The organism is Oxyplasma meridianum (assembly GCF_038024865.1).
GTDB lineage: Archaea > Thermoplasmatota > Thermoplasmata > Thermoplasmatales > Thermoplasmataceae > Oxyplasma > Oxyplasma meridianum.
Window position 1 is genome coordinate 109,899 of the sequence record NZ_CP133772.1, and the last position, 26,618, is coordinate 136,516.

18 protein-coding genes, 1 pseudogene and 1 CRISPR repeat array are annotated in these 26,618 nt (G+C 36.9%); of the genes and pseudogenes, 5 read left to right on the top strand and 14 right to left on the bottom strand.

Annotated features, from left to right (window positions below; translation table 11 throughout):
- The first annotated feature begins 82 nt into the window (after nt 1-82).
- The 3 genes and pseudogenes from OXIME_RS00615 to OXIME_RS00625 all read left to right on the top strand — a co-directional run.
- Complete coding sequence (locus tag OXIME_RS00615) at nt 83-2,662, top strand: penicillin acylase family protein (protein WP_393971558.1); 2,580 nt, start codon at nt 83-85, stop codon at nt 2,660-2,662.
- Nucleotides 2,659-3,021, top strand: coding sequence for a hypothetical protein (locus tag OXIME_RS00620; RefSeq protein WP_393971559.1), 363 nt, complete (start codon nt 2,659-2,661; stop codon nt 3,019-3,021). Before OXIME_RS00615 ends, OXIME_RS00620 begins: the two co-directional genes overlap by 4 nt.
- 70 nt (nt 3,022-3,091) lie before the next feature.
- Nucleotides 3,092-3,211 (top strand): annotated as a pseudogene (locus OXIME_RS00625) (DUF488 domain-containing protein); the annotation flags it as partial.
- A gap of 4 nt (nt 3,212-3,215) precedes the next feature.
- A CRISPR array of direct repeats spans nt 3,216-8,352; the repeat unit is 31 nt; unit sequence GTATCAATCTCTTATAGAGTAAATTTCTGAC.
- Nucleotides 8,353-8,534: 182 nt separating this feature from the next.
- Here the strand turns inward: OXIME_RS00625 and cas2 are convergent.
- Genes cas2 through cas6 form a run of 8 tightly spaced genes read right to left on the bottom strand, consistent with a single transcriptional unit; the run spans nt 8,535 to nt 17,319 of the window.
- Nucleotides 8,535-8,789 carry a CRISPR-associated endonuclease Cas2 gene (gene cas2 / locus OXIME_RS00630; protein ID WP_393971560.1) on the bottom strand — a complete coding sequence of 85 codons (255 nt, stop codon included), beginning with the start codon at nt 8,787-8,789 and terminating at the stop codon, nt 8,535-8,537.
- Between the two features lie 2 nt (nt 8,790-8,791).
- Nucleotides 8,792-9,760 (bottom strand): CRISPR-associated endonuclease Cas1, encoded by a 969-nt coding sequence (gene cas1, locus OXIME_RS00635; RefSeq protein ID WP_393971561.1) that lies wholly within the window; start codon nt 9,758-9,760, stop codon nt 8,792-8,794.
- Nucleotides 9,757-10,269, bottom strand: a complete 513-nt coding sequence (locus OXIME_RS00640) for a Dna2/Cas4 domain-containing protein (protein ID WP_393971562.1) — start codon at nt 10,267-10,269, stop codon at nt 9,757-9,759. The genes cas1 and OXIME_RS00640 overlap by 4 nt, the downstream gene beginning before the upstream one ends.
- A complete protein-coding gene (locus OXIME_RS00645) occupies nt 10,244-12,130 on the bottom strand; it encodes a DEAD/DEAH box helicase (RefSeq protein ID WP_393971563.1) in 1,887 nt (628 codons plus the stop codon). Before OXIME_RS00645 ends, OXIME_RS00640 begins: the two co-directional genes overlap by 26 nt.
- Before the next feature lie 8 nt (nt 12,131-12,138).
- On the bottom strand, nt 12,139-12,822 hold the full coding sequence (gene cas5d, locus OXIME_RS00650) for a type I-D CRISPR-associated protein Cas5/Csc1 (protein WP_393971564.1): 684 nt from the start codon (nt 12,820-12,822) through the stop codon (nt 12,139-12,141).
- Nucleotides 12,809-13,879, bottom strand: coding sequence for a type I-D CRISPR-associated protein Cas7/Csc2 (gene cas7d / locus OXIME_RS00655; RefSeq protein ID WP_393971565.1), 1,071 nt, complete (start codon nt 13,877-13,879; stop codon nt 12,809-12,811). The genes cas5d and cas7d overlap by 14 nt, the downstream gene beginning before the upstream one ends.
- Entirely contained in the window at nt 13,872-16,622 is a 2,751-nt protein-coding gene (locus OXIME_RS00660; protein ID WP_393971566.1) for a hypothetical protein, read from the bottom strand. Before OXIME_RS00660 ends, cas7d begins: the two co-directional genes overlap by 8 nt.
- Nucleotides 16,612-17,319 carry a CRISPR-associated endoribonuclease Cas6 gene (cas6, locus tag OXIME_RS00665; protein ID WP_393971567.1) on the bottom strand — a complete coding sequence of 236 codons (708 nt, stop codon included), beginning with the start codon at nt 17,317-17,319 and terminating at the stop codon, nt 16,612-16,614. The genes OXIME_RS00660 and cas6 overlap by 11 nt, the downstream gene beginning before the upstream one ends.
- Before the next feature lie 111 nt (nt 17,320-17,430).
- On the opposite strand from cas6, the gene OXIME_RS00670 reads away from it, so the two are divergent.
- Complete coding sequence (locus OXIME_RS00670) at nt 17,431-18,051, top strand: DUF6293 family protein (RefSeq protein ID WP_393971568.1); 621 nt, start codon at nt 17,431-17,433, stop codon at nt 18,049-18,051.
- Between the two features lie 533 nt (nt 18,052-18,584).
- Here OXIME_RS00670 and OXIME_RS00675 read toward each other — a convergent pair.
- Entirely contained in the window at nt 18,585-18,824 is a 240-nt protein-coding gene (locus OXIME_RS00675) for a hypothetical protein (protein WP_393971569.1), read from the bottom strand.
- Between the two features lie 1,043 nt (nt 18,825-19,867).
- Nucleotides 19,868-20,269: a hypothetical protein gene (locus OXIME_RS00680; protein WP_393971570.1), complete on the bottom strand. Its 402-nt coding sequence runs from the start codon at nt 20,267-20,269 to the stop codon at nt 19,868-19,870.
- A 473-nt stretch (nt 20,270-20,742) separates the two neighbouring features.
- Between OXIME_RS00680 and OXIME_RS00685 the strand changes: the two genes are divergently transcribed.
- Nucleotides 20,743-22,134, top strand: coding sequence for an extracellular solute-binding protein (locus OXIME_RS00685; protein WP_393971571.1), 1,392 nt, complete (start codon nt 20,743-20,745; stop codon nt 22,132-22,134).
- 433 nt (nt 22,135-22,567) lie between these two features.
- On the opposite strand, the gene OXIME_RS00690 is transcribed toward OXIME_RS00685, so the two are convergent.
- From OXIME_RS00690 to OXIME_RS00705, 4 genes are read right to left on the bottom strand one after another with little or no spacing between them, the layout of a single operon-like run.
- The gene (locus OXIME_RS00690; protein WP_393971572.1) at nt 22,568-23,740 is read right to left on the bottom strand and encodes an amylo-alpha-1,6-glucosidase; all 1,173 of its coding nucleotides are present in this window, start codon (nt 23,738-23,740) and stop codon (nt 22,568-22,570) included.
- Entirely contained in the window at nt 23,737-24,786 is a 1,050-nt protein-coding gene (locus OXIME_RS00695) for an ABC transporter ATP-binding protein (RefSeq protein ID WP_393971573.1), read from the bottom strand. Before OXIME_RS00695 ends, OXIME_RS00690 begins: the two co-directional genes overlap by 4 nt.
- A gap of 8 nt (nt 24,787-24,794) precedes the next feature.
- Nucleotides 24,795-25,619: a carbohydrate ABC transporter permease gene (locus OXIME_RS00700; protein WP_393971574.1), complete on the bottom strand. Its 825-nt coding sequence runs from the start codon at nt 25,617-25,619 to the stop codon at nt 24,795-24,797.
- Complete coding sequence (locus OXIME_RS00705; RefSeq protein ID WP_393971575.1) at nt 25,609-26,484, bottom strand: carbohydrate ABC transporter permease; 876 nt, start codon at nt 26,482-26,484, stop codon at nt 25,609-25,611. Before OXIME_RS00705 ends, OXIME_RS00700 begins: the two co-directional genes overlap by 11 nt.
- Nucleotides 26,485-26,618 lie beyond the last annotated feature (134 nt).

The window sequence follows — 26,618 nt, forward strand, 5'->3', positions numbered from 1 at the left end:
CCGTAGCTTTGCATCCTCTCTTTCAAACATTTAATTTTCTCACCAAACAAATTATTAAATAATCTCTTCTATATCTTTCTGGATGTCAGTTTTCGCTTCAAAAAAGAGACTCATAATCTCTGTTTTTGTACTTGCAGTTGCTTTTGTTCTTATTAGCGTTCCTTTCGGTCCTCTTCCACCACTTGAAAAACTCCTGAATCCGGCCACAGGAATATGGGCTCCAAACATATCTCCCTATGCCACTGGAATTCATGAAATTAATATCACGCAAAACGGATCCAGATCTTCAGTTACAGTATTCAATGAGCCTGACGGATTTATAGGCATTGCTTCAAACACCACCTGGGGAATGTATTATGAACAGGGGTATCTTGAAGCACAGTATCGTTTAGCTCAGATGGAGGTTATAAAACGGGAAGCCCTTGGAACACTTTCAGGTCTCATAGGTGCATCGGAACTGTCATCGGATATATTTTTCAGACAGCTTGAGGATTTCCAGATAGCCCAGCAAGAGGTAGCAAATCTCTCAAAAACCGGACTCACTTACAGAGCTACAACAGAGTTCGTTGATGGAATTAACGCCTATATATCAAATCTGAGTCAGGCCAATATGCCGCTTCTTTTCAAGGTATTAGATTTCACTCCCCTTACTTGGAATATAACCGATATTTTTGCCATACAGCAGCTTTTCATCTGGGAAAATAGCGCAGGAGGTACAGATCCTCTTTATTTCAACTACGCCCTGCAGCAGATGCCAGAGAAAGTAATAAAGGCACTTTATCCGGCATACCCAGCTGGTATCCAGAATCCAATTGTACCCAACTCACTTGATCCTTCTGTTTACAATGTGTCCGGGGACATTTCAAATCTTTCCCTTTACACTCCATCATATGAATACCCCAACGTTTCAGCAGAGTCATCTGTGTCAAGTTTCCTCTCAACTTACAACTCCATAGGAAGAGAAACTGCATCAATTCTTGGGGCAGATAACAGCAGGACTGTTTTCTCAATGTCAGAACAGGATTCAAGGGACTTCAGTAACGATTGGGCCGTAAACGGTGTAAAAACATCAAACAGGTCAGCACTGCTGGCCAATGATCCACACCTTACCACCACTGTACCATCAATCTGGATGGGCTTTCAGCTGGTATCTCCGGGAGAAAATGCAATAGGGGTTACTTTTCCAAGCTTCCCGGGAATTGTATTGGGGCACAATTCGAAAATAGCATGGGGAGCAACAAATGGCCAGATTCAGGAAACATATTTCTACGCTGAAAAAGTCAATGCAACTGACAGGTATGAGTATCTGTCAAATGGTACATGGCAACATTTCCAGACCATAAATGAGACAATTCCGGTTAAGGGTGAATCTCCTAAGGTGATCACAGTGGAGAGATCAGATAACGGAGTTGTTATTGAAAACTCAAATAACGTCACCATAGCAATGGACTGGACTGGGCTGAGACCATCATATGAACTGAGCTTCTTCCTTCACATAAATACCGCCTCAACAGTATGTCAGTTTGTGTCAAATCTCACAGCTTACTTTAAGGTTGCAATACAGAACTGGGCGGTAGCAGATTCACAGGGCAACATTGGTATTTTTCCATACGGCGATTATCCCATCATAAAAGAGGGGGATCCAAGAGGAATACTGCCAGGAACAGGTGCATATAACTGGATCGGTTTTGTTCCCATTTCAGAGGAACCACACCTCTACGATCCCACCAGAGGATTTGTGTTTTCTGCCAATCAGATAACTGTTTCAGACAATTACCCATACTACATTGGTTGGGACTACGAATCCGGTTACAGGGCGGATGAAATATACACCTTATTGAATGATACACATGGAATTAACACTGAAAAAATGGAAAGCATTCAACTGACCATACATGATTTCACAACCAATATACTTCTTCCGGCACTGATCCAGTCACTTAAATTTGGTGATCTTGAGAACACCGGAGCGTATAAGGTACTGAGTACATGGAATGGCAATATGACAACAAACTCCACAGCCGCAACCATATATTACTACTGGCAACAGAACATATTGAGGGATGTTTTCATGCCATATCTCCAGAAGTATGGTATCAATGCATCAGAAGGCCTCAACCAGACTGCATTCTTCTTAGGTTCAGATTCAACCTATCATGGTCCATTGATAGAAGACCTCATAAATTGGACAATGACAGATCCAAACTCCTCATGGTTTGACAACCCATTGAATAATCAGACAAGGAACCTTACAACAGTTTCGCTGGAAGCATTTACCCAGACCGTGTCATATCTGGATGAAAAATACGGAAATTATTCAAATGCATGGGAATGGGGAAACATTCATAAAAGATACCTCTCAAGCCTTTTTGGAATAAGCCAGTACAATACAGAAGAACTCCCTGCAGCAGGTGATGGAAATACTATAAATGCAGCGTACGGGACCATTTCAGATTTTGGCCCATCATGGAGAATGGTTGTAAACCTGAGCCATCCTGAAACGGCAATGGGAATATATCCCGGGGGAATCTCCGAAAATCCTCTGAGCAAGTATTACGACAACACATTTGTAGCATGGAATGACGGCACATACTACACTCTTATTCCTGTCAACGCACCAAAACAGTTTCTCTATATGTATGCAGGAGGCGCAGGCCCATGAGTTCCTCTTATAAAATCATATTCTCCCTTCTTATTCTCATTGTAACATCGTTTTTGCTTGCTTTCACGGGACTTTGGTATTTGCAGGCCATACCTGCTGCAGCATTTGGATTCTTCACGCTCAGATCAAGATCACTCTATATCTTGGCTGGGATTTTCTCTGCAATCGGTATGCTTTCTGCAATCTTCTCTTACGACGCTGGATATCGAATGGGAAACGGAAATCTGGTTGCAGGGATTATAGGCTTTCCTGGGGGGTATCTGATCCCACTGGCCATGACCATTATTGTAATCTTTATTTTAGGCGTATTTGGTGCCATGTTCGGTGGGTCTTTTACCAAGGATGAACATAAAAGGTGAGATCTATTTAGTTCAGAATAAAAATTAGGATGATCCCAAACCTTTATCTGTTTGAACATTTTATTAAATAATGAATATTCTAATGAAAAGAATATATGAGATCTACTCTGAAACTGATGGCTACCGGTTACTCGTGGAAAGACTATGGCCCAGGGGGATTTCAAAGAGCAAAGCACATATAGATCTCTGGATAAGTATCAATCTCTTATAGAGTAAATTTCTGACCTTCCAGCTGGATGATTTTTTAATAAAATTTGATTAGTATCAATCTCTTATAGAGTAAATTTCTGACCTTCCAGCTGGATGATTTTTTAATAAAATTTGATTAGTATCAATCTCTTATAGAGTAAATTTCTGACATTATCCAATAGATAATCTAAGACTTTTTCATAATCGTATCAATCTCTTATAGAGTAAATTTCTGACGATCCCGATTACAAGCGATTGTACTTTCGATTATTGGTATCAATCTCTTATAGAGTAAATTTCTGACATATCCCCGTTAGTAAATGTAATGGCATAGTAAAATAGTATCAATCTCTTATAGAGTAAATTTCTGACGTATAGAGTTCTTGCAATCTCATCGGAATGTTTTGCTGTATCAATCTCTTATAGAGTAAATTTCTGACTTTTGCACTCATTGTTTTAACCTCTTCAGAGTTATGTATCAATCTCTTATAGAGTAAATTTCTGACTCGATCCCCCACACTAAACTATCTTTTAGATCCTCCGTATCAATCTCTTATAGAGTAAATTTCTGACTTTCAACCGTTAAGAAGAAAAATAGTGCGGGAGGTTTGTATCAATCTCTTATAGAGTAAATTTCTGACATATGGCTATGTGCCATATAAAAATGAACTAATAAATGTATCAATCTCTTATAGAGTAAATTTCTGACGGATTAGTTGTATTCGAGAAAGTTAAATTTGATACGTATCAATCTCTTATAGAGTAAATTTCTGACACATTAAAAAAATTCATAAAGATGAGAGAAAAAGCAGTATCAATCTCTTATAGAGTAAATTTCTGACCCGCTGACAACAACGTTAGCCGTGGGCGTGATAACATGTATCAATCTCTTATAGAGTAAATTTCTGACAAGTAGTGGTAGTGGTGGTGGCACTGGTGGTAGTGGTGTATCAATCTCTTATAGAGTAAATTTCTGACAGATATATTTGTGCATCTGGAATTAACAAATTCATTGTATCAATCTCTTATAGAGTAAATTTCTGACATCGTTCTATTTCATTTTCAACTTCACGTGTAAAATGTATCAATCTCTTATAGAGTAAATTTCTGACCATTATAATTGGAAATTACACGATCATTAAAATATAAGTATCAATCTCTTATAGAGTAAATTTCTGACGAATTAAAACACACTGATTTTAAACACACTGATTTTGTATCAATCTCTTATAGAGTAAATTTCTGACCTTTATTTGCTGTTATAATATTTGTGATTGTAATAGGGTATCAATCTCTTATAGAGTAAATTTCTGACAATAAAACATGATATGGATTATAAAGGAAATTATTAGTATCAATCTCTTATAGAGTAAATTTCTGACATTCTACTATCATATCTTTTAGATCCATTGAAACAAGTATCAATCTCTTATAGAGTAAATTTCTGACCCTTATGCACCCAACCGCATTCCTGCACAATATTGGTATCAATCTCTTATAGAGTAAATTTCTGACCAATAATGTTATATATACTTATGAATGATACAACGTATCAATCTCTTATAGAGTAAATTTCTGACGTATGCTAAATTTATACTAAAGGAATTAAGGAAAAAGTATCAATCTCTTATAGAGTAAATTTCTGACATCCCTCCTATGACAGGATTTTCTAAATCTTTTTTCAGTATCAATCTCTTATAGAGTAAATTTCTGACGATAAATTGTGTGAAATTAGAGAGGTGGTTTGATCAGTATCAATCTCTTATAGAGTAAATTTCTGACAACATGAGGCCGTGTAAGTGATCAAACTCTAATTTTGTATCAATCTCTTATAGAGTAAATTTCTGACCCAACCGAATCCCAGGATATGAAAGTGAGGTCCTTCAGGTATCAATCTCTTATAGAGTAAATTTTTGACCTCCGATGTCTCCTATGACAGAGCCCGCCACGCTGCGTATCAATCTCTTATAGAGTAAATTTCTGACAGAGTAAAAGCCCTGATGAAACCTTTGACCACAAGGGTATCAATCTCTTATAGAGTAAATTTCTGACGTTGCTGGCGGGAGCAGGTTTGATAACTCAGTATGCGTATCAATCTCTTATAGAGTAAATTTCTGACCACGATTCTGGCGCTTGCTCCCGCAGGCTCACAGACGTATCAATCTCTTATAGAGTAAATTTCTGACGATGGCCATATTTGTGTTTTAATTCTCGATGATTGTGTATCAATCTCTTATAGAGTAAATTTCTGACATCACAAGGATCATGAATACAACCCAGTCATAGCTTTGTATCAATCTCTTATAGAGTAAATTTCTGACCTTTACTGACACAAGACAAAACTCAATTATTTTATCGTATCAATCTCTTATAGAGTAAATTTCTGACAGATAGTTTAATTAAAACAACTGAAGGCCATGAAAAGTATCAATCTCTTATAGAGTAAATTTCTGACTTAGGACCTCCTCGAGTGTGCCCTGGACTCCAATGTATCAATCTCTTATAGAGTAAATTTCTGACACGCACCACCGTATATATCTTTTTTAGCAGTCAATAGTATCAATCTCTTATAGAGTAAATTTCTGACCAATAATTCGGAACGTTCTCCTTTAGCGCAACCAGGTATCAATCTCTTATAGAGTAAATTTCTGACTATAAATAACAATCCAACAAATCTCAATAGTGGTATTGTATCAATCTCTTATAGAGTAAATTTCTGACCTAATCAAACTTTCAAACACAAGGAGCTCTCGACTGAGTATCAATCTCTTATAGAGTAAATTTCTGACGATTTAATTAAGGATTTGGGGTATGAAGGAGACTGGGTATCAATCTCTTATAGAGTAAATTTCTGACAATATATGGGAATAGTTGTATCAGCAATATTCATTAGTATCAATCTCTTATAGAGTAAATTTCTGACCTTTGAAATTCTTTAAATAAAGATATCAAATTATCTTGTATCAATCTCTTATAGAGTAAATTTCTGACGATCATAGGAAAATCAAAAACACCCGCACTATATTGTATCAATCTCTTATAGAGTAAATTTCTGACCTATACTGAAGAAGTTTTCTACCTACCATTTTCTTGTATCAATCTCTTATAGAGTAAATTTCTGACTTGCATAGATGGTGTCCGTTACGGCAGCCGAGGTCGTGTATCAATCTCTTATAGAGTAAATTTCTGACAAGAGAAGAAAGGTGAAAAGAGTGAGTGATAGGATTAAGTATCAATCTCTTATAGAGTAAATTTCTGACATATTTTTTCAATGTTGACGTTTATGATTTTCAAAATGTATCAATCTCTTATAGAGTAAATTTCTGACATTTTTCTCTTTTTCTTTTTTCTTTTGTTTGACTTCGTATCAATCTCTTATAGAGTAAATTTCTGACGCGATAAAACGCCAGATGCCATTTCCGAGTTCAATAGTATCAATCTCTTATAGAGTAAATTTCTGACGTTAAAACTGTCAAGAAAATTAATTACGTGATTTGGTATCAATCTCTTATAGAGTAAATTTCTGACGGGACCCCTCAGGAATATATACAGATCAGCTTAAAAGTATCAATCTCTTATAGAGTAAATTTCTGACAATCTTCTATTACAAGTACGTCAAGGGGTGAACAAGCGTATCAATCTCTTATAGAGTAAATTTCTGACCCCCAGGTCCACGCCCTCTTCGCTGGGACATGTACTGTATCAATCTCTTATAGAGTAAATTTCTGACGAGTACTTCCCCTACAGTTATTCGGGGGTGTACAAGGTATCAATCTCTTATAGAGTAAATTTCTGACGCGGACAAATACGTGAGCACTGAGGGGTAGTATCCAGTATCAATCTCTTATAGAGTAAATTTCTGACGTAAATAAGCCTTAGAAATAGAAGCGGAAGAGTAATAGTATCAATCTCTTATAGAGTAAATTTCTGACCCGAATTTATAAACCAGTTTAAAAAACAAAAAGAGAAGTATCAATCTCTTATAGAGTAAATTTCTGACGAACTATTCCTTTCTCCCATAATACGCGTTCTATCTGTATCAATCTCTTATAGAGTAAATTTCTGACGTAATTTTAAATTATTTCTCTGAAAATAGTTATAAAAGTATCAATCTCTTATAGAGTAAATTTCTGACAAAATACAACAAGAAATAGGTTTTAATCATATATTTGTATCAATCTCTTATAGAGTAAATTTCTGACGTTATTCAACAATTCAGTCCATAAAATCTTTTTTTAGTATCAATCTCTTATAGAGTAAATTTCTGACAAATAGCAGATGATTCTTATTATCAGACAACCAGGCCGTATCAATCTCTTATAGAGTAAATTTCTGACTTGAACCATCAGGTTTTATCAATAATTCCCTGATTAGTATCAATCTCTTATAGAGTAAATTTCTGACTTATATTTGTAGTGATTGGCATATTAGCCTTAACAGGTATCAATCTCTTATAGAGTAAATTTCTGACATTCTTTTGAATTCGGCAATTAAAGTTGGATCATAATGTATCAATCTCTTATAGAGTAAATTTCTGACGTGGTATTCGATATATTTCCAGAAGACACTTCATGTATCAATCTCTTATAGAGTAAATTTCTGACTTAAATGTGCCACTCAAAGGTTATCACCCTTAGAGTGTATCAATCTCTTATAGAGTAAATTTCTGACTTTATTTTCAATTTCATTCTTAAATTCTAAATAAATGTATCAATCTCTTATAGAGTAAATTTCTGACCCAAGATAAATGATGTTAATAATCCAATAGCGGTAATGTATCAATCTCTTATAGAGTAAATTTCTGACGTAGCCTGTAGTATAGGAAGTAAACAGAGGTTGTTGTGTATCAATCTCTTATAGAGTAAATTTCTGACGTTCAGATGCATTCGCTTATTCTATAGGAAATTATTAGTATCAATCTCTTATAGAGTAAATTTCTGACGGATAAATTGCTTGAAATTAGAGAGTGTTTTGATCAGTATCAATCTCTTATAGAGTAAATTTCTGACACAATTCGTTCATTATGACAATTATATTAAGACAAGTATCAATCTCTTATAGAGTAAATTTCTGACAAAATCGTTTCCGAGCCTTTATTTTTCGGCATTTTTGTATCAATCTCTTATAGAGTAAATTTCTGACAAGATTTTTTGCGCTATTATTAAATATTTGCGAAATTTTCCTCATACTTGTTTAACAAAATTTGAAGCATCTATTAAGTTTTTGTGATCTCAATCTAAGGGGTGACCGTTTTTTCCAATATATTGAGATTTAAATTTTACCATTTTGATTTGCTTTTAATTAGATCTGAATATCGTAAGGTTTCATATAATCCCATTTTCTAAATCTTTTGATATACCTATACGAATAGTATCAAGAATCCTCGATGTTATCCATACGCGTATCGTTTCATTTTCTTTTGCCTCTCTTCTTAAGGAATCCGTTAATCGCATTAAATCTGCTTTTTCTATATCTCCTTCAAATACACTGTTTTGAACCCTTGTCAGATAAATTTGGCAAATTTTTTTAAATTTTTCTGTATGTTTTGCCTCCACATCATAGGCTATAATAATATGCATGTTTAATCCTTTGGAAGTTTTATTGGGTTGTAATCCTCAATTTCTTCAATTTCCTTAGCGTATTTATGAATTTCCATTTTTATCAGTTCCCGGTGAGACACCTTCCTTTTGAATATTACATTGTAGGATGCCATGTTCATCCAATTTTCCCAATTTTCAACGAATATTTTCTTCCCGGTTTCATTGAGTAATATTCCATTCCCGATATCATGAAAGTGATCATTAGATGCCCTTATTATTCCCTGTTTGGTCATCCCAACAATCATTCTGTCTACTAGTCCTGGCTTGAATACCTCAGATAGATCTAATGCCAATGCAAATCTTCCAGATTCAGGAGAATGGTAAAATGGGATGGTAATGTTAACTGATGTCTTCCTTGACTGAGTTACGAACTCAGAATAGAGAAGCGAGTTGCCAAATGAGATAAGGCAGTTCCCATAATTTGTTGGTGGTCTTTTTTTTCTGGCGCCAATCTTAAAATCGTCGTCCAAAATTTCATCCAGTTGACTATAATATAACTTTCGCATCCTTGCCTCTGCGAGCATAAGAGCTTCAATGGTGTTGTCAGTTACGTTGAGTTCTAGATCGCTTACGTTTCCATTATATTTTTTAAGGAGAGCATACATATTTCGCTGTATGCCCTTTAGTAACTTCATCCCAAGAGAGAACCTACGCTTGTAATCCGAGTAAACTAGCGCTTGTTTGATCGTAAGATCACCACTGAAGTAAGCTTCTTTTGGCCAAAATGATCCAAGATAATTTCCGTAATATCCAAAAATATGGGCGCATATATTATGCTGCGTCGCTAAGTTTAGTGCGCCTGATGTGATGGAAACTCCACCGTATAAATCAAAAGCACTTACTCCCTCAACTGGGATTCTTACCATTTTTCCATCCTTTCCATCGAATCGAAATACCGACTGATCAGCTGAGAGAATTCCATTGGAAAACAGGTAGTAATTCTTGTTCATGCCCAACACATCTCCATAAAACTGCAACCTACGCAGATTGGTTTTAATTTTGGTTTGGGACAAGGCCCTGACAAAACCTTAACTATTTCGTTATAAGCGTCGTAGACCTTTTTTTCATCGCGGATAACTTTAACAACCTTCCTAACCTGCGGCAAGTGAAGAAATCCTAAGGGCTCTTTCTCAGTTAATTCATAAATTATTTGCATATAGAATAAAAGCTGAAAGTAGTGGGGTTCGGTAGGGGTCCTTCCTTTCTTAACTTCATGCACTTCAATGCCACTTTTTTCTTCTATATAGTCTATCGAGCAGAGACCTTGGATTATTAACCTTTTTCTCGATCTCGGTTTTGTCTTTTCATCAATGTAGTTTCCAATCATTATGTGCTCGTTATCAAGGCCAACATTTATTCTCTTATTAGAAAGCCAAAGGCGGGTAGTACAGGATAAAAAATCAAAAAAGTGGTTTCCGGTAACGCCTCTTTGTTCAGATAATTTGGGATTCTGAAGCAAGTTCTACCTCCTTAGGCATAAGCATATTTGGATAAATTATCTCAACTAATTGTCTAAAGTTTGTTGTCATTTCAGAAATATCAATTCCATAACCTTCAAATACATCCAACAGGTAACTAGATATTTTTTTGCAATAACTAGTTGCGAATCCTTTTCGGTCAAATAATTCTCGCTCCGTGACCCGGAGTGTTCCCAGCGGTAGCCTAAATTCAAGTTCTACTAAAGAAGGCACCTCCTTGAAACTCGATATCAGGTATAATTTGTGTTTTTCGTCCTTTATAGTTTCAGTTATGCACATTTTTTTTACCCAGACAATATCCTCGGTGGTATCCATATATTCACCATCCCTTTTTAAACGAATAAAAACACTTGTTGACTCTCCTCTGAAAAATCCAATTGAAAGCAGAAAAGAATCCCACCACTTATTTAGGTCTTTGATATCCTCGGGATTTGGTTGTTTTAGTTTTGAAAGTTTTTTTATCGCATCTTCGAAAGCAATTATTGCCCTGTATATTTTAGTTATAGTACTGTCATTGATTTTCTCAACAGAATTCTTTATTTGAGATGCAATTATGCCTCTTTTATCCTCGATTGAGCAGAGTGCCATAAAAGCGGCGAAATGCCTTTTAATTCTCGACATAAAAAGATCTTTGCTAAAGAATATCTTTTCAAGTTCATTAATTAAATCAGAAAAGTCAGCCAAATGGTCCGATACCTTGTCAACCTGCCAGTCTTTCAGATGTATGAAAATGGAACCGGGTTGGCCCCTCCTCCCTATTCTCCCATATCTTTGTGTTAGATTTTCAATATATAAGCCAGGTTCTATGTGAGCAATGGAAACGTCTAAATTTAAGCCCTGCTCAGCGGCATTCGTAGCCACTATGCACCTTTCTAATGCGCTTGATTCTTTCTTCTCTAATGCCCTGTTTGAAAAACCACTTAAATCTTTAATATATTTGCTTTCTAATCCCATTTCTATCAATTTTGATCTGGCTTTTTCTGCTTCAATTTTGTGATCAAAGAGATAAAGCACCTTTCCTTCATTAATGAAAGCATCAGATAATGAATCCTTAATGGGCTGATCAGTTACCGACAGTTTGATCTCGCCCCTTATGCAGCGAGCGTCGGCGGATTCAACTTGAGATACATTCACATGGTAATCACGGTAAGTGAATCCTAAAGTGATTAGCATCTCTCTCATCTTATATTGCGGCGTTGCTGATGTAAAAATAATCTTAGGAACTTTTCCTGTTAATTTGCATAAATTTAGGAATGCTGAGATTTTTCCAAGTTCTTCCTCAGAATATACATGATATTCATCAAATATAATTATGTCAAGCTCAGAGAAGATATCTGTTGTACTGCGAACTCTTGTGAATTCAGCCCCGGGTCCATTTTTGTAAGACTTGTCGTAGAATCCAGAAAGAAAAAGCGCAATAACGTCTGGGTTTGATATCACTATGTCATTGTTAATGAACTCACCCCTTATCTTTTTAGCCCTTTCATAAATTTTCAACCCTACGAAAGATCTGCTGTTAATTCTAGACAATCTCATATCTTGAATTTCTGGTTTCTCCCTGATCAATTCACTTATCTCTTCGTAGGTTTGTGAAATGAGCAGGTTTGTAGGAGAAATAACTAAGGTTTTAGCCCTCCTTAGTGTTAGATTGTTACACGCACTTGGGAGGATAAAAGAAAGTGTTTTTCCCGATGCTGTTGGGGCGTCTAAAAAGAGACAATCCTCCGACATGCCTAAGATGTCCTTAACAATGACCTGGAATTCGTGAAGTCTGAAACCGAGCTGCATATTATTGGTAAGTGGCAGATATTGGGGCTGGAAAATGAATGTTTTCTTGATCATAAAATGGCTCACGCATATGGCTCAAGGATTTCCAGAGCATCTTTAACCGATACCTCTTTGGCTAGCACGTATTGGGGGGCTACCTGCTCAATATGCATAGAATATCTCCCAGCTTTTATTTCTCTTAGGATTTCTTGAAATCTTTCTGACTTGAGAGCGATGGAGAGACTGTAAAGATTCAAGGTTAACTCTTTCTTCATTTCATTCTTTGGTATTTCTGTAACAAGCGCAAGACTTTCTCTGGTGTTTCCCAACCTAACGGTAAATTTTGACGGAAGATCCCTAAAATTATCGCTAAAGAAAGAGAAAAAGGAGAACCTGTTACCTGGTTCAATACCCTGGCGTTTCATCCAATTACGCATGGGCGCATTACTAGAATCATGTATGGCCTTGCCCTGGGGATATCCTTCACTAATAAAGCTGGTCGCAATGTCAAACACTTTGGTATATTTGCATGGAGATATGGGTTCAAGTACGCTTAAGAGAAAACCAAGTTTTACGATTTCGCCATAGTTAGGCTTGTGAGAAGTGTAACCGAATTTTATATGCTCAAGCCCAAGAGAGCTATTAATTGCATACATCATGGCCAAATCCCCAATCCATGGAGATGTTGTTGTTGCACCTGCAGCTCCAGACTCTATTCTGCTACGATAGTAAAGTGGAGACAGGAGGTTTAGTTCATACGCTTTCATCTGAATCCTCTGCGGATTTGAGCTCTTCACTTTTACTGGTTGCCTTCTTTTTCCTATCCTTTGGCGTAATTTTCGCATATTTCACCAGTTCCTGAGAATCAGATTTTAGCCTATCGTATACGGCTTGCAGTTCTGATGCTGAGAGATTATCAATACGCATATTAAAATCCTCAATATCATGGCCAAAGGTCAGCCTTCCCGTATGCTCTTCCAACATCGACTCGACAACAAATTTGTTAACAGAATCCTTGAATTTTTCTTGATCTTGTTCCCATTTAACTTTTGGATGCGAATTTTTTGACACTGTAAACGAGGTAATGGGTAATTCTACCTCCCCGGAGTATATACACACAATGTTATTTTTTATATTTGGGCCAGTGATCGACGTCTGTGCACCATAACTTCTCTGCTTAAGGCAAAGCATCATGTGGATGAGTGATTCAGGTGTTGGATTAATCATTGTTATAAATGATGGAAAGTAAACACCAGGAATAATGTATTCAGTGTTGAAGAGGCTAGTCCTGTTTTCTTCATTTCTTCTGTCCCACATGGTTCCAGATTCAGATAACGAGTTGTGGGTGAGCTGTTTTGTTATCTCCGATCTGCTACGAATGCTGTATGAGCTGGAGTAGAGTACCCGTGATGGAAGCATTGCCTGTCCCGCATCTCCTCCTTCAACAACGCTGTCACCGAAAATAACCGAATTTGGATTTCCTAGATAGGAAATGGAACTAACGCTATTGTATTCATAGCCCGCATCAATTACCTTGAACGTGCGACATAATTTTAGTCCCATCAGTTTTTCCTTTGATTTAAATTTACGAGCGGGTACTTCTATAACCTCGATTTCACCATCTTCAGTAGGCATTACCAATGAAACAGAAGATTCCGGATCATCGCTTCTGTCTATCATAGGCGCAATAGTTTCTCTCAGGACGTAAATAGTTACTACCCTTCTCTTGTTCTGTGCCATAGCTGGTATGCCGTCCTCTTCCTTTGTAGCAAAGCTGTTCTCACCGATTTTAGAATATATATATTCTCTTAATTCCTCACTCATTTTTTTCATTCTCCTTCTTTTTGCTTTTTAATTTCTTCCACATCTCCAAATTATATACAAGAGCAAATTGTGCTATCAAGTCCTTTCTGTAATCGTTTCCTGGAATCCTGTTCTTAAATTCCTTTCTCATAAAGTCAACAAATGCTTCAGAAAAGCCTATGGCGTGAATCTGAGTTTCCTTACCTGAATACTTCTGTCTTTTTGCGTACTCCCATATTTTTCCTGCAATCTTTTCTTTTAGATCATTGTCGTCTGCTTTGAAATATCTTAGATAGAGCTTCATAGCTTCACGCATCATCCAAGTGTTTTCATTATTTGATTTTGGTCCAGACGTTGCTATCCCACATGCTTCTTCTACTACCTTTGCCATACCACTCTTATTTATTTCTCGCTCATATTTTTCCATATACCACTCAACTCCCTCTTTTACTTTTGAATAATGATCTATCTCAATGCGCCCTAAATCACCAAGCATGTTCCTGTAAATAATTTGAAAGATACCTCTCTTACCTCTATTTACTTCGTGGATTACCCATGCAAGAGCATTCTTTTTTTTGCTGATTTTTGAAACCCAATATATAAGGTCCAACTCCTTGGCTGCCGTTTCTATCTGATCTATCCTTACTTTATCCATTTTAAAATTTTTCACCCAGCTTGGTGCATTATCCCACTCAAACATAGGATCAAAGATCTTCTTTGATGAAATAAGTGAGGTAAGACGGATTTTTACTCCAGTTTTAGATATGAAGTTCAATGTCTTAAATAGAGTATAAAATTCCTCTATTTTCTTCTTAGGTTTAGAAACGAAAAGTATCATGTGGTATCCAAGGTCTTTTTTTGATCTTTTTCCCACCCGGAATACTATCCTATTAGTGTTTGAAGAATCTGCTTCTGTCTCGAACCTTAAATCTGCAGAACTGTTCAAAACGCCCCTTAGAGAGTCCACTACGAACTCTAAGTTGACTGGAACTATATAGTCTCCTAAATATACATGCATACACAATGATTCGTTTTCCTTACCAAGCAAGGATCGCCTCAAAGAATTTTCTCTAGAACAATATTTGCAGATCTTGCCATTAAACTTATTCTTATCATACTTCAGAACTGTTATCTTTTTGCCTGTTCCACTCGTTGCTTTTATACCAAAGGAATTTTCCTCTTTGAGAAGATCTTCAGCGAAAATACCGCAATACAGACACATTTGGGATTTATCTGGTGGTTCCTGAATTAACACGCTATTTCCTAGCGCTCTGTCAAAAAATTCCCGGTAATCAATTATCTTACTTTCATCAAAATTTGGGACCAGTATTGATGATATACTGGTACATATTCTTTCATATTCGTCAGAAATTTGATCTAACGATAAATCTTTGAAAAAAGCAGCATGGCAGATTGCTTGAACAGTTTTCTTCTGCAAGGAATCTGAGGCATTAAAGACCCCATTGCCAAAGATCTTTAAAGCCAACGCGTCCTCCTTCGAAGTGTCAAGATCTGATTGCTCACATGAGTATAGGACCCTTTGAGCACATGCTATTAACCCTATGAATCTGGTTTTCTGAGACTCAACGTCAGCTTGTTCCTCGCTCTCCTCGGGTAACTTAAGGTAAAAAAATTTTTTGCCTTTTTTATCACCTTGAAAAATAGGAACACCCTGCGACCTCGCACGATTGTCGAAGTCTGGATTTTCAGTTTTCCATTGTTCACCTTGCCAAATTATGAGTCTGCCACCAAATTTCTCGATATATTTTTTAATTACTTTTGTGGTTGCTTTGACATCAAACGAGAAGTCCAGTCTAATCGAATTGCCACTGGGTGCGAAGCTCTCTAACAAATTATCTATGTTATCATCAGTTGGACCAAGTTCTTTAGAAAAATCTTCATATATAGAAAGATATTCGTTTTCAGACAAAGGTGAACCCAAATATGCAATTGCGTCCGGAAAGTTGATTAGAACATGCCTTGAATTATTTTTAAGAAATTTATCAAAATTCCTAGTCAGTGTTTCAAGCAGAAGTATCTGTGGAAGGTCCGTAAAGTGGATCAGGTTGATTTGCTCATGAAGAGCACTTAACATTGGTTCCATGTGCTTACTGATTTCATGAAATATAGCATCAGTAGTGTTAGCCTTGATCCCCCCGACTTGATCTCCTAACTTTAAATACTGGCTTAGCGTTGCTAGTTCAGTTCTATTAAGTTTTGTTTCAAGAGAGTTTGCATAGTCCATGCTCCTGTTCTCTGTCCTTAGAATCAAGTAAACTAGATCATTCCACCACTCCTTTGGTGAACCCAGAGAATTCAGGTAATAAGAACAAATTTCGATGATTTTCTGCTTATTTTTTTCCAGTACCATTGGCAGATTGTTTGCACCAGCCACCCCCTCTTGAAATAGCTTATCAACATCATGCATCGCAAGTGCAGAAAAAAACAGTCTAACGAATTTCTCACGTTCCTCTGGATTTCCTGTTTCTTGCTTTGTGACTTTATATTCCAAAATCTTTCCCGAAACAACCATCGCATTCAGCACATGAACGAAATATGTTATGTCTGGCCAGCCAATAAATTCCTTCGCACCTCCTCCTTTTGCAGGTACTAAAGGAAAATCTTCCAGAATTACTGTCAGCGGTCCCCTTTCCAATTTATTTTCATCTTCTAGACCCCTCGGATAAAAAAGGTCACGAAAAGCTTCGCTAAAATAGGACGTTTTGAATAATTGATCATCTCTATAATCTGTTTTAATATACATTTGCGTCTCCTGCTTTTTCTTCCTCTATGAAACCAAATCCAAGTTTGTTTTTAGATCCAATCCCCACTTCTAAAATAAATTTGATAATCTCTATATCCGCGCTCATGGTGAATGTTATCATAAGGGCCGGAAGTTTTGTACCTTTTAAATCCAACAACTTTCGCTTTAGGCCTAAAATTTTAATAAATCGTATTTCTGGCTTAGTTCCTCTGACTTTATTATACTTATTAATGATATTTGTTTTCAATGTAGATAGAATTAATTCATCTGATTCATTCAATAAGTACTTGCCTTTATCCTTAAGAATCGCTGGACTTTTGGTTTTTATCGTTACAATCTCTGAGGTGGGAAAAACTTCCCTTTTTAATATAGAATAAATTTTAAATTTATTTTTAAATAGTTCAATAAATTCTGCAGAACGAAAGGAATCTTCGAAGAGATTTATTATAGAGGAATCAAGACTTGAAAGTATGAAGATAAATCTCTCCCCACGAAACCCAGTTCTAGTGAATTCCCTTTTTCCGCCTGGCATAATTTGACTCATACTAAACTTTGAGGAGGGATTAAAACCATGTAGCTTTTCAGCAGCTGCTTCGTTCTGATTATCAACTAATGCCAGAATTGAAGAATATAATTGATACGAATGATCATATGGCATTTCAAAATTATTTGAGTCGAGATTAACGATCAAATGCATTGGATGGTAACCTACTTTAAATTATAAAAATGTTTTTGTAAATCACATTAGATTTTAAATTCGTTGCAACGTTGCACAAAAAATCTATTAATATGAAACGAATACTCACATGTGAGGTATGCAATAGCCATTTCTGGTTTTCACCCAGAATTAGTAATAAAACCATTCCTTAGAATGACTAAAACGATTGACGAATTGGTTTTACTGGGGACTCGAAATGAAAAGTCGATGGAAACCACAAAAAAAATCGGAGAATTTTTAGCTTTTGCGAATGTTAGAAGTAGATATATTGAGATTCAAGATATTTTCAATTTTTTTGAAATTTTAGCAAACTTAGAAAATTTAATTGTAAATATGGGTAAACCATTGTGGGTGAACGTTAGCGCTGGACCTGGAATTGCAATATCAGCGTTAACTTTCTTTGCCATTAATCATGACGTGATTGTAGTTTTTTATAACAAGGAAAATGACAAGACGACAAAAGTAGAAATATCAAAGGCCAAAGACCTATTTCGCAATGCTAGCAAAAATTATGATCTGTTAAAATTAATCGAGAAAACTCCACTAACTTTATCAGATATTGCAGAAAAGTTAACTTTATCAAAATCAACCATTTCAAGAAGAGTGAGAATTTTAAAAGCTAACTACCTAGTTGAAATCAATAAAAAAGATAGAAGAATATCAATTGGCATGACAAATACAAGCAGAAAATTACTTGAAAGAAAAGAATAGTGAAAGCGTTTTTCCGTTGGCAAGAGATGAGTATATCGATCTGTTGATAGGCTATCTTTATAGGGTACTGTAGTTCAAAAAGTGAACAAAAGTATAATGAAATCTATTAAAATGTCGACAATAGTTTTTCAATTATCTTAAAAATAACCTTGATTTGGCGTTCTTTTTGAAAATTCGAAGCTTTTTTATTGCTCTTGAACACTCGCTTATGGTCTTCAGAAGCCTTTTGAAAAGCTTCCGTAACTTTCTCATCATTATTGAGAGTAGAGCATAGGCAGAAAAGGAGATCATCGCCTTTATAAGCGACCCTTTCCGTATCCGCACCTGATAATATCCAATACACGGATCCTTTACATCGTTATGAAAAGTTTTTATGCACCAGCGGTGGTTCCATGCCACAATCATATTATCACTTGAGAGATATTGGGAAATAGGGAATTTTTCCTTCCTCTCTAGGGTTGTAAAGAATCAAGAGATTCACTGCCTTATCATAGGTAAAAAAACATGAAATTCCCTCAGCAGTGGAAAATCTTTCAGTATTGCGGTATCCTTCCCATAAAAGAGGAATGTGGGTTCAAGTATCTCAGCCATGATGTAGAAAAGATCCCTGTTCTGATTAGTGATCCTTTCAAGATCGCCGAAGGAGACCTTCCTTCACTCTTTAAGCCTGCCACAAAATGATCTCCCAGGAACTTTGCACTTGAATACCATGAGTCTATGATCTTTCCGGTGACCTTGAAAATCACCTCAGCAAAGGTGAATATTTCACTCATGATATATCCTGATCATGATACTATCCTTCATGTTATCATGGAAATCATCCATCTTCTTGTAGAGTCTAATGAGGAAAGGTTAGAATATGTCTACATTCATATCAAAAATCTGGATGTTAAAAACTAATGTGCAAGCACGTTCTTCTTGTCTTTTCGATCTTAGAACCATCCAACAGATTCCCATGACCTTTGATCCCAAGTTGTCAAGGAGTGTGTCATCTCCTATTAACTGCACCCTTTGTTTGGCAATTATGGATTTCAGAAAAGTGATATAATTTTTCTCTAAGACATCAGAATCAACAGAGCGAAATGATATGTTAGCAGTGCTATGATCCCTTTTCGAAACAAGTTCTACAACGTTTTAGATGCTCTTTCTCCTTATTTCAGGCGGAATCACAAAGCCAAGGAGGCACTCACGAAAACGCTTTTCTCACAGATCTCTTCATGCCAAATGTCAAGACATCTGAGAATTCCCCAATACTTTTAGTGATTTCAGCCTTGGAACTGTTAGATGTCATACAATCTGCAAAGAATATCGCCGAGTAGCTCAAAATCATTGAACTAAAAAATCGTTTTGCAAAACTATTGTATACAAACCATCCTTCGATTTATACCGAATTTGATATTGAATGCAGTTTCTCTAAACTTTAATATGAAAAAAATCCCTACGAGGGGGGTCAGGCGGATCGTTATAACTGAATCCTAAAATTTCAAGTAAGAATAGGAAATGAAGAGAAGCCTTAAATAGAGTTAAAAAGAATGCCAAATAAGAGTAGTTTAAAGAAAAACCCCTATCAAAATTTCCTCATGCGGGCAGCTTAAAAGCGACTTCCTTATCTCGCGGTAGTGTGTTTACTCATCCCCATCCCTTGCGCATGTAATCCTTTATTTCTTTGACGTTTATCACTCTTAAGAATAGCCTTTGTTAATGCTCAGTCCCATGTGTTCCCTGAGGTTTTTCTGCAATATCTTATCCGGAAGTTTCAGGAAATCCGCAACCTCGGATATCCTCATCCCGAACACCTTTCAGGGGAAGGTTGAAGTTAGGGTCTTTCCAAGTGATTTCTCATCTTGATGAGATATAATGCTTCTGACCGTATCAAAATATGACGGCGATTTTTCATATGCATTTCCCACCTGTTCCACGAGTTCATCAGGAAGTCTTCCTTTGTTCCTGGGGTAAGTGTTTTTATATCTCCTTTGTGACCCATTATGAATGTTCTGTAATCTCTCCTCATGAATCGGGTATCCTCTGCAAGCAGTAATCTGTTGTCGAAATATGATCTCAGAACGCAAAGCCTCATATTGAATCCTGCATTCCTTATGGGATTACGCATAGCATCTCCCACGTTCGTGTATGAAATAATTGGCTTTGCCTTTCTCAGGGCAAGTTTTGCCGCCGTGATTATGGGTGATTCCAGTGTGAGAATTTCAACTTCCCTCATTCTCTCAATGATATAGTTTTCAAGATATTTGCATCCCTCATGGCCAAGGAATGAAAAACATATACTTTGCTTGAAATCTAAAAATTTAAAACCACAGTTAGGCCATCAATTCTTTTTATGCATTTTTATTGGGACTGACTTTCTTATATCAATTAGGTTCTTTTTCGAGGGCAAAGCGAATAAAGAATAACCTATCTTCATTTTTAAAACTCTTTACTCCAATTTTTTAATATTATGCATGGGAAATACTTAAGGTAAATAGTATGTTTAATTAAACAATGAATTCAAACATTACACGTTAATCCTGTAAAAATAGACAGATCGGAAAAGTCAAAAAAAATATTTTATTACGAAGTCTTTATATAAAATCGGAGAAAAAGGAATCTTTATATTAATGTTTTTTCATATAGAGTTTGATCATTATGGAAAAAGAACCAGTTCCAAAACAAGAAAAAAAGAAAACTTGGATTGGGGTGTTAGTAGTTGTAATAGTAGTTATATTGGTGGGGTCCTTCATAGGTCTTGACCATAGCAAACTGTTTCCATCCACCTCCACTTCCTCCACTTCCCAGGTCCTGTATGTGTATCCAGGTGTGAGTGGGTCTAGTAACTCCAACCATCTGCTGGGTGGCTGTGTCATTGCAATAGCCAATAACAGCCCAAATATGCATGCTTCTGAACAGTTGGTAGCGTATCTGCTGACTCCTTCGATTCAAAAGAGTTTTGAAGTCAACACTGGATTTATACCGGTAGACCAGGGAGCTTATAACGCAACTCAAAGTAAATCAGTGCCAACAATATACAGTTCGACTTCACCCACAGTAACTGTAACGTATTACACCAGCATGAGCACAGCCGACGAAAGCTATATAAATAGTGTAATAGAAAGCTTCGAAACAGCCTACCCTAACATACATGTTAGTACAAGTTATGTATCAGCGACAAGTATAGTATCTGCGGTGCAGGCTGAGCAATCCTCTAGTGCTAAATCCAACATAGTAATGACAATAGACAATCTTGATGTTGGAACACTATTCTACGAGGGATACCTAGCCAACTTAACCAGTGCCACTTCAAGAATAACTGCTGACGCGGGAGTTCTTTCGTCTATAAGCAGTCTAAATAGTTATGAGACGCATGTATTTGGAGGAATTTATTTCCTGACACAGCTTGTCAACATACCACTTGTATGGATGGACTGGTCTGCAATGACTGGGGCCGGAATAACGACTGCACCTACAACCTATACACAGCTATTCAGTGATGCAAAAACCCTTTACGACAAGTACGGTGTTGGTGAGGTTAATTTCCAGGGACACGGTGGAGCAAGCACAGCAACCGAGCTTTACCAATGGATGGTCCAATTTGGTGGAAACCCCATGGTATTTAATGATTCAGGAGACATCCATGCAATGGAGTATCTGTATAACCTGAGTCCATATCTATCACCTGATTACACGACTTCATACTGGGCAACATACACCGGACTTGCCTCAAACAGCTATAGTATGATGTACTATCAGTGGCCGGGTTCAGTAAATCTGACAGCGTTGTCAATGAAGCCATACAATTCAACAGACACTGCCTTAAATGCTTCTCTTTCTGCCATAAAGGGAGGAGTCTTCTTGAGAGATCCGGTAGTCTGGATAAATCAGTGGCAGGAATACATGGATAACGCTTTTACAGCAATAGTTGTGGATCACTCAACAACATCCTACAGCAGCATACCTTCTATACTAGCATCTGAAAACAGTGCAATGTACAATTACTTATATAATACAAATAGCTCAGCCTATCCAACACTTTACGGACCTAATGTTGCTAAAGAGTACGAAAACGGCTACTTCAAACCGGTTTCAGTCTGATAACTTAAAAAATTTATATCCCTAACTTTTTTCAATTTTTATACAATTTTTATGAACAAATTAATTTTACAATTTATGTTTATTTTTACATTTTTGGATGTATATATTTTCTATATATCTAATTCAAAGATCCTTTCTTTACCATATGAATCTGACCTAATGACTTGAGATATTTTTCATGTTACAAGGAGACTTTATTCTTAATTCTTAAAAACACAACTTAAATTATAGATGATGCATGTTAATAACACATTAAATGGCAATCCCCTTCCATATTATGAGAATAAGGATATGTAACCACTATTTTTTCACATATCTAATGAGAGGCACCAACCAGATCAATGTTTATGAAAAGCTGAAATATGAAGCCATGCTGAGAAATATGGATTGAGAATTATTATATCCACAATATTGTAGGATCTACCCAATTTATTTAACTTCCTCTTTTCTTACGAAAATAAATTTCAGCTCCGGTTGACCATGCTTGTGGAAAGCATGGTTTTATGCGCATTTTTTCATTCTCTATTATGGTTCCACCTCTGGAGACACCGAAATATTCAGGCAATCCGCCAAGTATTTCAGAAGCATGTAGGATCCTTTCCCTCAAATCACCATACTGTTTTAAGAATCCATTTTTCAAAAGTCCAATGGCTATCATCCAGTTGTCGTGTGGCCAAATTGAACCTCTCTGGTAGGCTTTAGAATCAAAAAAGGGATCTAATTTTGACATGCATCTAATCCCATAATCCGTCAATAAATCCGGTTCAAATAACCTTTTGACAATCTCATTCTGCTGTCTACCGTCAAGTATTCCGGAAAACAGTAGGTGTCCTGGATCGCTGGTAATTGTTCTGTTTAAAACTCCATCCCCATCAAGTGCAAGTCCAAGATAAGTCCCATCGTCAATTTGAAAATATTCGTATAGGTTATCTCTGATAAAACGCAACGAAAATTGTATTTCATCAATAAGTTCTTTGTATTCACTGCCAAAGCCCCTCAAAACCTCGTAAGCCTTTTTGAGAGAGTAATATGCATAACCCTGTACCCCAACTATACTTATGGGTGATTTCATTTCATCCAGTATGGAACCTATTCCATCCCTCCAGCTCTGGGACTGTAAACCGGAATCAACCGGTGGTTTTCTGTATGAAAGGAAAGATCCATTCATTCCATGCTCTATTATCCATTTCACAGCCTTTACCATGGAGATTATCATATCTTCTCTAACAAGATGTTTATCATTTCTCCACATTTCTGAAATCAGTATGACAAAAAGAGGGGTGCTATCCACGGAAAAATAATTTTTTCCAACTGTAAGCCATGGCAGTTCTTTTGATCTTTTTTCAATAAGTTCTCTATCAGTCTGGTGTTCATGAATAATTTTACCCGGTTCTTCCATAGTTCTGCTGTTAAACCCTATCCCCTGCATTTTCATCAGCGCGTTTATGGTTGAAACTGCAATTGACGAATCATAATTAATAAGTTCCAGAGAAGAAATAATGGAATCCCTTCCAAAAAGTGCTTTGAACTTAGGTAGGCCAGCATATAGCCAACCTTCTGGGCTCCTGAGTGCATCAAGTTGTTTTGTTGTTTCTGACATATTCATGAAGGTTTAACACACTCTACCAGTTTACCACTTTCATCATATACGTTGTATCTGTTAAGGCCGAATCTTATGTGCTCCCCTATATTGTATTTTTTTGAAGATCTTAGGCTCAATGTGCTGCCTGCAAAACCGTCCATTGTTCCAATTTCTTGGTCAGCGGGCAATATGCCGTCGCTGTCTTTTACACCATCAAGCAGGATTTGAACATGGTAACTTTCCTCTCCCATAACACAAAGTTCCACAGTTCCGGAAAGGTTTCCAGTCCCTTCTGAAACCCATGAATCTCTGAATCCAATCGTATGGCCTTTTAAACCAATTTTATTCCCTGAAATGAAATTCATGGGATGATCGCCTATAAAGTCTCCAACCCATGTGCTCTGTGATTCATTCAAAAGTTCTTCATAAGTCCCTATCTGCTCTATTTTACCCGATCTCAATATTGCTACCCTGTCTGCCATACTTCCCGCCTCTGATTGATCATGAGTAACATACACGAATGTATGCCCAAGCTCCTTTTGAATCTTCTTCAACTCCCCTCTGGCCACAACTCTTACTCTTGCATCCAGATTACTCAGTGGCTCATCAAGTAGAAATATTTTTGGATCCCTTACCAGTGCCCTTGCGAGGGCAACTCTCTGTTTCTGACCACCACTTAGGAGAGTTATGTTTTTCTCAAGTACCTCCGCAATTTTCAGTGTCTCAGCTATTTCCTCTACTTTTCTCTTTATCTCTGTCTTGGGTTTCTTTGCCATTCTCAAAGGGAAGGCAATATTCTGGTAAGCTGTCATATTGGGGTAAAGGGCATAGTTCTGGAACACCATAGCGATGTTTCTTTTGTCTGGAGGTAATCTGCTTACATCTTCCCCATCTATGATAATTTTACCCTGTGTCATCTCCTCGATTCCCACTGTAACCCTTAATAGCGTGGTCTTTCCTGTTCCTGAGGGGCCAAGTACAACCAAAAATTCACCATCGTATATCTCAAGGTTGAATTTATCCAGCACTTTGGTTTTTCCATAAAACTTGTACACGTTCTCATATTTCATTTTTACATTCATCCTACCAATCCTCCTGAAAGATACTGTCCTTTGAGATATTTCTGGAAAACAACCACGAGTATAATTACCGGTATTGTAGCAATCAGTGCAAATGTTGCCGACTGTAGTGGAAGATCACGCCTAACATAGTCATACAGAGCAACCGGAAACGTTGAATCTGAAGGCACAATGGGTGCAACTATGAATGCATAAGTAAATTCGTCCCACGAAGTCATCCATGAAAGAACAAAGGCTATTAGTATGGGTATGCGAACCAGCGGCAGCAATACATGGTAAAAGGTTGAACCAAGTGATGCTCCGTCTACTCTTGCCTGATTCTCCAGATCCCTTGGAAGGCTTCTAAAACCTCCCATTAAAATGAAGACAGTAAGAGGAAGAACTACAAGTTCCTGTGCAAGTGCAACTCCCACGGCGGTGTTTTCAAGATGTGCCGAGTAGAAATAAAGAGAAATTGGAATTGCGATAACAAGACCTGGCATCATGTTTATTATAAATAGAAAGGCAATAAGCTTGTTGGAAATTTTTGCTGTTAACTTAGCTATTCCATACCCCGCTGGAACGCCAAGCAAGAGTGCCAGCCCCCCTACCATAAATGCAACTTCAAAGCTCCTAATTAGTGGACCAATGAGATCAACCTGTTTGAAAGAATTAATTATATTAAGCAAAGTTACCTCAAATGGAAACTGAACAGGATACAGCCTTCCAAATGTCAATCTTGTTGGTTCAAAAGCTAATAGAATCAATGTCCAGAATGGATAAAAAAATATGATTGAAAGTATAATAGCTGCAATGTAAATAAGCGGTTTTGTCTTACTGGGCATATTGTTTTGCACCCCCAATCCTCAAAACGAAAATGGCATATACCATTATTATTACCAGAAGTACAGTAGCCGCCGCGTAAGAGATGGGTCTTGTCGCCAAAGTAGAATAATTCTCGTAAATCAGTGTGTTTAGTATAAGGGGGCGATATCCTATAAGAACCAGAGGTAACGCAAAAATGTTAAACTCGCTAACACCTCTAACAAGGAGAGCAATGGAAATTAAAGGGGCAAGAGCTGGAAGCGTTATATGCCTGAATCTGCTAAAAGGGCCAGCACCATCCATGGACGCTGCTTCATATAGCGATGGTGAGACTGAAGATAAACCTCCGTAAAGAATCAGCGCAACCAATGGTGTATTCTTCCAAAAATCTGAAAACATTACGATGCCGAGATCGGAAAGAGAAGAAGAAAACCATACTACCGGCTTCAATCCAAAGAATACAAGCACCCCATTGGCAAATCCACCGATATTCTGGAAAATTAAACTAAAAATAAAGGCACTTACAATGGTTGAAATACCAAAAGGAATAATAACTATTGTTGAAAATATCTTGCTTCCCTTAAAAGGTTTTACCATTACCATGGCTATGGCTAGAGCAAGGAGTAGCTGGATTAAAAGAGCACCAACGCTCACGAGCAGAGTATTGCCTATGGATGAATAGAGGCCATAACTTGGAAGAGACTGGTAATTGTGTATTGACAAGTTGCCATTAACAAGAAAACTGTCATAAACCACGGTTAACGCTGGAAGTATTGAAAGGCCAATAACATACGCAATAGCAGGAAGAGAAAAAAGGAAGTAGATTAGATGCTTTTTCGTAACACGAATCTTTCTCTTATTTACCTCTGTAAATTCAGATTCCATTGATATCATTATGAGATCATTGTAATATATATTTTTCTAAACGGTTCTCGATTTCAATCATACTATTTCTAAAGAATTTGCATATTTTTCTATTTATTTTTCTATTTATATTAGTATCCAGTGGACTGTATATG